The 10,441-nt window shown below is 69.5% G+C and carries 8 protein-coding genes and 1 pseudogene; 8 read left to right on the top strand and 1 reads right to left on the bottom strand.

Going from position 1 to position 10,441, the window contains the following annotated elements:
- On the top strand, positions 1 to 605 hold a 605-nt coding region (locus NQ160_RS11800), incomplete at its 5' end, for an FtsX-like permease family protein (protein ID WP_306853231.1).
- 71 nt (positions 606 to 676) lie between these two features.
- Here the strand turns inward: NQ160_RS11800 and NQ160_RS11795 are convergent.
- Positions 677 to 2,026, bottom strand: coding sequence for an HNH endonuclease signature motif containing protein (locus NQ160_RS11795; RefSeq protein ID WP_257515428.1), 1,350 nt, complete (start codon positions 2,024 to 2,026; stop codon positions 677 to 679).
- 323 nt (positions 2,027 to 2,349) lie between these two features.
- On the opposite strand from NQ160_RS11795, the gene NQ160_RS11790 reads away from it, so the two are divergent.
- The 7 genes and pseudogenes from NQ160_RS11790 to NQ160_RS11760 form a co-directional block, all read left to right on the top strand.
- Positions 2,350 to 3,366, top strand: a complete 1,017-nt coding sequence (locus NQ160_RS11790; protein WP_257515427.1) for a LacI family DNA-binding transcriptional regulator — start codon at positions 2,350 to 2,352, stop codon at positions 3,364 to 3,366.
- Positions 3,367 to 3,563: 197 nt separating this feature from the next.
- The gene (locus tag NQ160_RS11785; protein ID WP_257515426.1) at positions 3,564 to 4,565 is read left to right on the top strand and encodes an ABC transporter substrate-binding protein; all 1,002 of its coding nucleotides are present in this window, start codon (positions 3,564 to 3,566) and stop codon (positions 4,563 to 4,565) included.
- 120 nt (positions 4,566 to 4,685) lie between these two features.
- Positions 4,686 to 6,305, top strand: a complete 1,620-nt coding sequence (locus NQ160_RS11780) for a sugar ABC transporter ATP-binding protein (RefSeq protein ID WP_257515425.1) — start codon at positions 4,686 to 4,688, stop codon at positions 6,303 to 6,305.
- Positions 6,302 to 7,381, top strand: a complete 1,080-nt coding sequence (locus NQ160_RS11775; protein ID WP_257515424.1) for an ABC transporter permease — start codon at positions 6,302 to 6,304, stop codon at positions 7,379 to 7,381. The genes NQ160_RS11780 and NQ160_RS11775 overlap by 4 nt, the downstream gene beginning before the upstream one ends.
- Entirely contained in the window at positions 7,378 to 8,430 is a 1,053-nt protein-coding gene (locus NQ160_RS11770; protein WP_257515423.1) for an ABC transporter permease, read from the top strand. Before NQ160_RS11775 ends, NQ160_RS11770 begins: the two co-directional genes overlap by 4 nt.
- A 99-nt stretch (positions 8,431 to 8,529) precedes the next feature.
- Entirely contained in the window at positions 8,530 to 10,113 is a 1,584-nt protein-coding gene (locus tag NQ160_RS11765; protein WP_257515429.1) for a xylulokinase, read from the top strand.
- A gap of 20 nt (positions 10,114 to 10,133) precedes the next feature.
- A pseudogene (locus NQ160_RS11760) lies at positions 10,134 to 10,441 on the top strand (L-arabinose isomerase); the annotation flags it as partial.

Here is a 10,441-nt window from a genome sequence, read left to right as displayed (position 1 = left end):
CGCCCGTGGCCTTGCCCTGGGCCGTGGTCGTCTCGTCGCAGACGGCCGACCGCCTCGGCATCGGCTACGGCGGCTTCACCCTCGTCGCCGCCTACGACGAGCCCCTGTCGGTCACGGCATTGGACCGGTTGCGCGCCGACGCCGAGGCCGCGTCGCGCATGAACCCCGACGTCTACCTGTGGCCTCAGCTCGAGAGCGGCCCGTCCGCCCCCGCCGGCTGGCTGTGGCTCATCCTCGGCGCGACGGGCGTGCTCGTGGTCGCCGCCAGTGCCGTCGCCCTCGGGCTTGCGCGCGTCGAGCGCCGCCCCGATGACGCGACGCTCGCCGCCGTCGGAGGCAGCCGGCGCCTGCGCCGCGGCATCGCGCTGTGGCAAGCGCTCGTGATCACGGGGCTCGGCACCGTGACGGGCGCGGTAGCCGGCATCCTGCCGGTGTGGGGCCTCGTGCTCGCCAGCCAGAACACCTACAACCCGCCGCAGCTCGCCGACCTGCCGTGGTTGTGGCTCGCCCTCCTGGCCGTGGGCCTGCCGCTGGCGATCGCGATCGTGTCGTGGCTCGTGCCGCCGCGGCATCCGGACCTCACCCGTCGCACCGCCATCGCGTGAACGCCACGCGACTCTTGAGCGCTGACAGTGAGCGCTGACCTCTGGCGGGCGCCGGGCTGTGCGGCGATCGCTCAGAACGGTGCGGGTTCTTCCGCGGCGGTGAGGGCCATGAACTCCAGCACCCGGCGGGGGACATCGACGTAGACGCGTCCGGTGGGGCTGGTCCATTGGAGGATGCCGTCGGGTTTCTGCACGACGCTCCAGGCGGTCCCGTGTTTGACGGGGTGATGTCGGCCGGGGCAGAGGTTGGCGAGATTGGTGACCCGGGTCGGTCCGCCGAGCGCGGCGTCGATGGTGTGGTCGCCGTCGCAGTGGCGGGCTGGTCTTCGGCAGCCGGGGAACCGGCAGTGCTCGTCCCTCGCGTCGAGGAGCCGGCGCATCTGCACGCTGGGGCGGTAGGTATCGACCTGCAGCACCGCCCCGGTGGTGGGGGAGGTGAACAGCCGTTCCCACACGTCGGCGGTCGCAGCGAGGTGCCGGGCGGTGTCGGGGTCGATGGGCCCGTATCCGACGAGTTCGGCGGGTTCGATGCCTTCACCGGTCAGGGTCGCCGCGGGGATGGTGATCTGCACGTGTGCGGTGATCGCGGCGGTCTCGGGGATGCTGCCGGCGGACACCGGCGCGGTGGCGTGCCCGGTGAGGAGCAGGTCGGCCAGCACATCGGCGCGGACCTGGTCGGTGGTGCGGTGGTCGGTCGCGATGACGTCGGCGGTGCCCTCCGTGCCCTCGCCATCCGCGCCATCCGCGCCGGCCCGCGCCGCCGCGATGATCTCCCGCGCGTGCGCGGTGAGCCGGTCCTTGATCGCGTACGCCAGCGGTGCCGGTAGCAACGCGGCCAGTTCCGCCATGCCGTCGTCGAGGTCGCGCACCCATACCCGCCGCCCGGCCGCCGCTTCGGCGTGCCGTTCTTCCAGCGGCATCGGGTCGAGCTTCTGGGCGAGCATCAGGATGATCGGTTTCGCCCGCCCCGGTGTCTCCCGCTCGGCGACCACCAGCGCGGCCTGCTCGAATCTGGCCCGGGCGTCGGGGTCGGTGATGCGGGCGCCGGCATCCTGGATCACCCGCACATGCGCCACGTCGATCCGGCCCGCTTCGAGAGCCCCGAGCGTCGCCGGGAACCCCTCCACCAGCACCGCCGCGTCGCGCATGCGTTCCTGCATGCCCCGGTCCGATCGCCGCATCACCGCCGCAAGTTCCGCGGCCATTCCGCGCCGCGGCATCTCGCGTTCCCGCCCCTCACTCGACGGGATGTGCGCGGTCTCCTCCGCGGCGATCGCCTCCGCCCGGGCCAGCCACTGCAGCTCTTCCGACTGCAGTGCCGCGATCGCCTGGCGCGTCTCTTCCACGCCGGAGATCACCGCGCCGCGCGAGGCAGTGCCAATCGAGGTGGCGATCGAACCGATGACCGGGGAGGTGTTCATACCCCGATTCTGGTGACCCCCTCCGACATTGAGAGCGTCACAAACCCCAGGCCAAGCCACCATTGTGGATAACCGCGTGACCACGCCCAGTGGGGAGGGAACGCCGCGGCCAGATCAGCCGTCGACGAACCAGGGAGTGAAGAGGACAATCATGTCGTTCCAGGCATATCTCGACGCCGTTGAGACCAGGCCCGGCGTGACGCGCCGCGAGCGACGGCAAAGCGACCCGCACCCTGAGTCCGCGAGCGTCTCTCGGGCGCCGTCAGCCCCCGAAGTGGCGGTGGACTCCGGCACCCACCATGCTTGTGCTGCCGGAGGTGAAAGTGAACGACCTGAATCGCGGCCGGCAGCGGCCGAGCATCTACGACGTGGCGAAGCAGGCGGGTGTCTCGCACATGACCGTCTCGCGCGTGCTCAACGGGCACCCGAACATCCGTGACTCCACGCGCGGGCGGGTGCTCCAGGCGATCGACGAGATGAACTACACACGCAGCTCGATCGCGCGTGCGCTCGCGACGCGCCGAGCGATGCGCATCGGCGTGCTCGTGGATGCTCCGCTGCAGTACGGCCCCAACAGCACGCTGCGCGCGCTCGAGGGTGCGGCGCGACAGGTCGGGTATGCGATCAGCGCGTTCTCGATCTCCGACGACGAGCAGTCGCAGATCAACGACGGCGTCGTCGAACTGGTCACGCAGGGGGTCGATGCCCTGTGCGTCATCGCTCCGCGGGCCTCGTCGCTGGACATCCTCCGGCAGCAGAGCACCGGGCTGCCGACCATCGTCGTGAAGGCCGAGCAGGATGATGTCTGGCACTCGGTCGCTGTCGACCAGCGCGCCGGCGCGACGCTCGCCGTCACCCACCTCATCGAGCGGGGGCACCGGTCGGTCCTTCATCTGTCGGGGCCGCTGGACTGGTACGACGCCCGCGAGCGGGAGGGCGGGTGGCGCGACGCGCTCGCGCTCGCCGGGCTGCCCATTCCGAAGTCGATCTCGGGCGACTGGACGTCGGACTTCGGCTACGCGATCGGTCGGGACTTCGAACCCAACGGCGTGACCGCCGTGTTCGCCGCCAACGACCAGATGGCCCTCGGTTTCGTGCACGGGCTCTGGGAGCAGGGACTGCGCGTTCCGCAGGACATCAGTGTCGTCGGCTTCGACGATCTGCCGGATGCGCGCCACTTTCTGCCACCCCTGACGACCGTGCGACAGGAGTTCGCCGCACTCGGCGAACTCGCCCTGCAGCAGATCATCGCCGCGATCGACGGCGACGCTCACGTGCAGCACGACATGATCGAGCCCAAGCTGATCGTGCGGAGCTCGACGGCGCGTCCGTCCGCGTGAGAACTGGCCTGGGGCGCGAGGCGGGCGCGAGGCGGGCGCGAGGCGGGCGCGCGGTAACGAGAGCGTAACGAATCGAAATCGCCCACTTGTGGTAGGGGATGTTAGCGCGCACAGTTGAGGCGCACACATACCCGAGCGTGCTTTCGGGCACGTCTTTTCACTTCAACGGGTGCACGCCGAAGTCTCAAGGAGGAGAAATGGCACACAAGAAGCGGATGCTCAATCTGCTGGGATTCGTCGGGGCGGGGGCCCTGGCTCTGGGGCTGGCCGGCTGCGCGGGGGGCGGCGATGGCGGTGACGCCGGTGCCGGCGGTGACGGCGATCTGGTCACGGTGGGCTTCGTCGCGGTGGGTCCAGAGGGAGCCTGGCGCGAGGCCAACGAGAAGAACGTCCAGTCCACGTTCACTGAGGACGCCGGATACGACCTCAGGTACGCGCCGGCCACGAACCTCGACCAGAAGTCGCAGATCGACGCGTTCACGTCCTTCGTGGACGAGGGCGTCGACGTCATCCTGCTGTCGGCGACGGAGGCGTCCGGATGGGAGGACTCGCTCAAGCGTGCCCAGGAAGCCGAGATCCCGGTGGTCTTGCTCGACCGGGGCATCGAACCCGACGACACCAGCCTGTACGTCACGCGCATCGCGCCGGACAACGTCGTCGTCGCGGAGGCTGTCGGCGACTGGGCGGTGTCGCAGTTCCCCGACGGCGGCAACTACATCGTCCTCGAGGGTCCGGCCGGCGTCGGCGTCGTCAACGAGCGCAACGAGGGCTGGGATGCCGCAGTCGAAGGCTCCGGGCTCGTGAAGGTCGCGGCGCAGACGGCCAACTGGTCGGCTGAGGAGGGCAAGAGCGTCACCGAGACCCTCCTCAAGGCCAACGGCAACGACATCCAGCTGATCTTCGCGCAGAACGACGAGATGGGACTCGGTGCGGCGCAGGCCGTCGAAGAGGCGGGCCTGACGCCCGGCGTCGACGTCAAGATCGCCACCATCGACGGCACCCGTGCCGCCATGGAAGCCCTCGCCGCTGGGCAGCTGAGCTTCGTGCACGAGTACAACCCGCTGTTCGGAGACACCGCGCTGGACGTCGTCACGAAGGCGCTGGAAGGTGCCGACGTCGAGTCGTACATCATCGTCCCCAGCACCGCGTTCGACTCGCCTGAGGCAGCCGACAGCGTGCTGGCCGACCGCCAGTACTGAGCGCCGGGCGCGCTGTCGCCCACCTCAGAGTCATGGACATGCGGTGCGGGGCCGGATCAGGCCCCGCACCGCGGTCGACAGCCCTGGTCGTCACCGCGGCCGATCACAGGATGCGAAGCCATGAGTGAAGAACTGCCGGTCGTGCAGATGCGCGACATCTCCATCGAGTTCCCGGGGGTCAAAGCGCTGGACGGCGTGGACTTCCGTCTCTTCCCGGGCGAAGTCCATGCGCTGATGGGGGAGAACGGCGCCGGTAAGTCGACCCTGATCAAAGCGCTGACGGGGGTCTACCGGATCGACTCAGGGTCGATCGCCGTCAGCGGGGAGGAGCGTCAGCTCCACGGCACCAGCGACGCCCAGGCGGCCGGCATCTCCACGGTCTATCAAGAGGTCAACCTCGTGACCAATCTCTCGATCGGCGAGAACGTGATGCTCGGGCACGAAGTGCGCGGGCCGTTCGGAATCAACTGGCGCGCCACGCACAAGGCGGCGACCGAGGCGCTCGAGAAGCTGGGGCTCGGCGACCTCGACACCCGCAGGCCGCTGTCCACGCTCTCGATCGCGGTGCAGCAGCTCGTCGCCATCAGCCGCGCCATGGCCGTCAAGGCGAAGGTCCTCATCCTCGACGAACCGACGTCGAGCCTGGATGCCGCAGAAGTCGAGGGCCTCTTCCGGGTGATCCGGGCGCTCCGGGATCAGGGCGTGGCCATCCTGTTCGTCTCCCACTTCCTCGACCAGGTCTACGCGATCAGCGACCGCATGACGATCCTGCGCAACGGACGTTACGAGGGGGAATACGCAACCCTGGAGCTCGACCGCCGGTCGCTGATCTCGAAGATGATCGGCAAGGACCTCGACACGCTGAACTCCCTCGGCGGAAACCGCCGCGTCGAACGGCGCGACCATGCCGCCGAGGAACCCGTGCTGACCGCACAGGGTCTCGGCAGGCGCGGGGCGATCGAGCCGACCGATCTGACCGTTCACCGGGGCGAGGTCGTCGGCTTCGCCGGCCTGCTCGGGTCGGGGCGCACGGAGCTTGCGCGGCTGCTGTTCGGTGCTGACCGTGCCGACCAGGGGGAGATCACCGTGCACGGTCGCCGGGTCGATCTGAAGACCCCCGCCGACGGCCTGGCCCACCACATCGCCTTCTCCACGGAGAACCGTCGCGACGAGGGGATCATCGCGGACCTGACCGTGCGGGAGAACATCGTCCTCGCCGTGCAGGCGGAGCGGGGATGGGCCCGGCCGCTGTCGCGCCGGGAGAAGGACGAGATCGTCCAGAAGTACATCACCGCCCTCAACGTGCGCCCGGCGGACCCGAACCGTCTCATCCGCAACCTGTCGGGCGGCAACCAGCAGAAGGTGCTGCTCGGTCGCTGGCTGGCGACGAACCCCGAGGTGCTGATCCTCGACGAGCCCACGCGGGGCATCGACGTCGGCGCCAAGGCGGAGATCCAGGAAGCGGTCGCCGACCTCGCCGAGACCGGCGTCTCGGTGGTCTTCATCTCCTCGGAGCTGGAGGAAGTCGTGCGTCTCAGCGAGAGGATCGTGGTGCTGAAAGACCATCAGAAGATCGGTGAGATCGTGAACGGACCGGAGGTGACCGCCGAGCGGGTCGTCGACATCATCGCCGCGCACGGCGTCGCGGCTGCCGTCGATCGTGGCCTGGTGGATGCCGAAGACGGGCTCCAAGCCGCCTCCCCGGGGGATCAGCCCGACGGGTCGGGGGACCGGTCATGAGCGCTGCCCGATCCGATGCGCTGCGCGAACTCATGCGCAAGCCCTTCGTCTGGGGAATCGTCGCCATCCTCGTGCTGCTGCTGCTGAACGTCCTCAAGGACCCGGGGTACCTCGCCCTGTCGATCAACCCCACCAACGGCAACCTCGTGGGCAACGTCATCGACATCCTGCGCGCCGCCGCGCCGATCCTCATGATCGCCGTCGGGATGTCGCTGGTGATCGCCACCGGCGGCATCGACCTCTCCGTCGGCTCCGTCATGGCCGTCGCGGGTGCCGTCTCGATGGAGTTCATGAAGGCTGCCGGCGACTCCGAGTCGGTCGGCGTCGCACTGGCGGCCGTCGGCCTGGCGCTGATCGTGAGCGCCGTGCTGGGCGCGGTGAACGGTGTGCTCGTGGCGTACGTCGGGCTGCAGCCCTTCATCAGCACCCTCATCCTCATGCTCGCAGGGCGAGGACTGGCGAAGGTGATCACCTCGGGGCAGAACACATCGGCATCCAGCGCCCCCTTCCGGTGGATCGCCAACGGCTACCTCATCGGGCTGCCCGTGGTGTTCTTCCTCGCCATCGCCATCGTCGTCGTAGTCGGGCTGATCGTGCGTCGTAGCGCACTCGGGCTCATGATCGAGGCGATCGGGATCAACCCGAAGGCGAGCAGGATGGCCGGGATCAAGCCCCGCGGCCTGCTGCTCACGGTCTACATCGCCAGCGGCGTGCTGGCCGGCATCGCCGGGGTGATGTCGGTGGGAACGGTCATGACGGTGGACGTCAGCCGCACCGGCTATCAACTGGAGCTGGACGCCATCCTGGCGGTCGTCATCGGCGGCACGTCGCTGGCCGGAGGCAAGTTCTCGATCGGCGGAGCGGCGGTGGGCGCGCTGCTGATCGCGACGCTCGACAAGACGGTGCTGTTCCTCGGGATCTCGTCCTCGGCGACCCCCGCGTTCAAGGCCATCGTGATCGTGGTGCTCTGCCTGCTGCAGTCCGAGCGGGTGCGCGGCTGGTTCGTGCAGCGGAGGCGCCCCCCGAAGGCCCCGTCGCCGAGCCCGGCTCGCACCGAACAGGAGGTGGCGGTATGACCGCCGTCGACAGCCGCCCGACGGGCGCGCCGACCGGGCCTTCCGGCTTCGCCCGGTTCGCCGGATCGGTTCGCCGCGTCGTCACCTCGAACCCCTCGGTGCTGCCGACCGTGGCCGCGATCACGATCTTCGTCGCCATGGTCGTCTTCGGAGAACTGTCGTACGGACGCATCGTGCAGTACAGCACGCTGTCGAACCTGCTGATCAACAACGCGCACCTGATCATCATCGCGGTCGGCATGACGTTCGTGATCCTCACCGGAGGCATCGACCTTTCGGTCGGCGCCGTCATTGCGCTCTCGAGCGTGGCCGGTGTGATGCTGTCCAACGCGGGCTGGAACCCCGGGATGGTCATCGTGCTGATGATCCTCATCGGCACCGTCTCGGGTCTGATCAGCGGCACCCTGGTGCAGTACTTCAACGTGCAGCCGTTCATTGCGACGCTGGCGATGATGTTCCTCGGCCGGGGCCTCGCGTCGCTGCTCAGCACCGTGCCCGAGCGGCTCGGCGACGATTCGCCGATCCGCGCGCTCGGGACCCAGATCAAGGTGATCGACGGGCCGAAGGTCAATGACCTCGTCGTCTCACCCGGGGTGATCATCGCGCTCGTCGTCGTACTCGCAGCCTTCTTCGTGCTGCACCGCACCCGCGCCGGGCGCACCGTCTACGCGATCGGCGGCTCCGAGAACTCTTCGGCGCTCATGGGACTGCCGGTGCCGCGGACCAAGATGCTCGTGTACGTCATCAGCGGCTCCCTTTCCGGGGTCGCGGCGGTGGTCTACACATCGCGCCTCGGCAGCGCGCAGAACATCACCGGCATCGGCTGGGAGCTCGACGCGATCGCGGCCACCGTGATCGGCGGCACGCTGCTGACCGGCGGCTTCGGGTACGTCCTCGGCTCGGTGGTGGGAGCCCTCGTGCTGGGGCTCATGAACGTGCTGATCACCCGCGACGGCGGCATCCGCCCCGAGATGACGACCATCATCACCGGTGGCATCCTGCTCATCTTCGTGTTGCTGCAGAGAGCGGTGAGCAAGAAGCGCGAGTAGCTCCGCACCCAGGCGGCGACGCGGGTCTTTACCGGTAACATGTTGGTGCTCAAGGGGGCGCAGGCCCTCTTCCGTGAAGAGGGTGGAGACCAGACACTGATGAACGAGCCGCCCCTCGCCGAAGCCATCCGTGCCGGCCGCACCTCGCTCGGCATCGAGTTCGGATCGACCCGCATCAAGGCCTGCCTCGTCGGCGAGAACCCCACCGACGTGCTCGCCGTCGGCAGCCATGAGTGGGAGAACCGCTTCGAGGAGCGCCTGTGGACCTACTCCCTCGAGGACGTCTGGTCGGGGCTGCAGGCGGCCTACGCCGACCTCGTCGCCGACGTGCAGGCCCGTTATGGCGTCGTGCCCGACACCTTCGGCGCGATCGGCGTCTCGGCGATGATGCACGGCTACCTGGCCTTCGACGCCGCCGGTGGGCTTCTGGTGCCGTTCCGCACCTGGCGCAACACGAACACGGGCCCCGCGGTGGCCGCGCTCACCGAGCTGTTCGAGGTCAACATCCCGCACCGCTGGTCGATCGCCCACCTCTATCAGGCCGTGCTCGATGACGAGCCGCACGTGCCGCAGATCGACTTCTTCACGACGCTCGCCGGCTACGTGCACTGGCGTCTCACCGGCCGTCGGGTGCTGGGCATCGGCGACGCGTCGGGCATGTTCCCGATCGACGCGGCGACGGGCGGATACGCCCCCGACCTGCTGGCGCGCTTCGCCGGCCTCGGCACGGGTCTCGACCTCGCCGCCCTGCTGCCCGAGGTGCTCATGGCGGGCACGCCCGCCGGCGACCTCACCGCCGAGGGCGCGGCTCTGCTCGACCCCACCGGGGCCTTGCGCCCCGGCATCCCGCTCTGCCCGCCCGAGGGCGACGCCGGCACCGGCATGGTCGCGACGGGCGCCGTCGCACCCCGCACCGGCAACGTCAGCGCCGGCACGAGCATCTTCGCGATGGTCGTGCTCGAGCGGCCGCTGGCCCGCACGCACCACGAGCTCGACCTCGTCACGACCCCCGCCGGTGACCCTGTCGCCATGGTGCACTGCAACAACGGCGCGAGCGAGCTGGCCGCCTGGGCGGCGATGTTCGCGCGCTTCGCCGAGGCCGCCGGGCAGCCCCTCGACGCGGATGCCGTATACGAGACGCTGTTCCGCGAGGCACTGGCCGGAGACGCCGACGCGGGCGGCCTCATCGCCTACAACCACCTCGCGGGCGAGCCGATCGCAGGCCTCGACGAGGGCCGCCCGCTGTTCGTCCGCACCCCCGACAGCACGTTCACCCTCGCGAACGCGATGCGCGCGCAGCTGTACGGAGTCTTCGGCACCCTCGCCCTCGGCATGCGGGTGCTCGACGCCGAGGGCGTGGCGCTGGATCGCATGTTCGCCCACGGAGGCATGTTCCGCACCGCGGGCGTCGCCCAGCGCTTCCTCGCCGGCGCACTCGGGGCCCCCGTCGCCGTGGGCGACACCGCAGCCGAAGGCGGCGCTTGGGGCATCGCCGTGCTGGCCGCCTACCTGGGCCACGCGCCCGCCACCGACCTCGCAACCTACCTCGACCGCCACGTCTTCGCCGGAGCCGACGTCACCGTCGCCCAGCCCGACCCCGCCGACGTCGCGGGCTTCGCGACCTACCTCGACCGCTACCGCGCCGGCCTGGCCATCGAGGCCGCCGCCGTCGCGGCACTCTGAACCGCAACCGAAGGAACACCATGGCCCTCTCCACCTCCCTCGACGCCTACGAGGTCTGGTTCGTCACCGGCAGTCAGAACCTGTACGGCGAAGAGACCCTGCGCCAGGTCGCCGACCAGTCCCAGGCCGTCGTCGCCGGGTTGTCCGACCTGCCGGTGCGCGTGGTCTGGAAGCCCGTGCTGAAGGACTCCGACAGCATCCGTCGCCTCGCCCTCGAGGTGAACGCCCGCGACGACGTCATCGGCATCATCGCGTGGATGCACACCTTCAGCCCCGCCAAGATGTGGATCGCCGGCCTCGATGCCCTGCAGAAGCCGCTGCTGCACCT

The organism is Microbacterium sp. zg.Y909, assembly GCF_024626565.1.
Note: the sequence above shows the minus strand (reverse complement) of the source record. Positions and strands in the feature narration are given on the sequence as shown.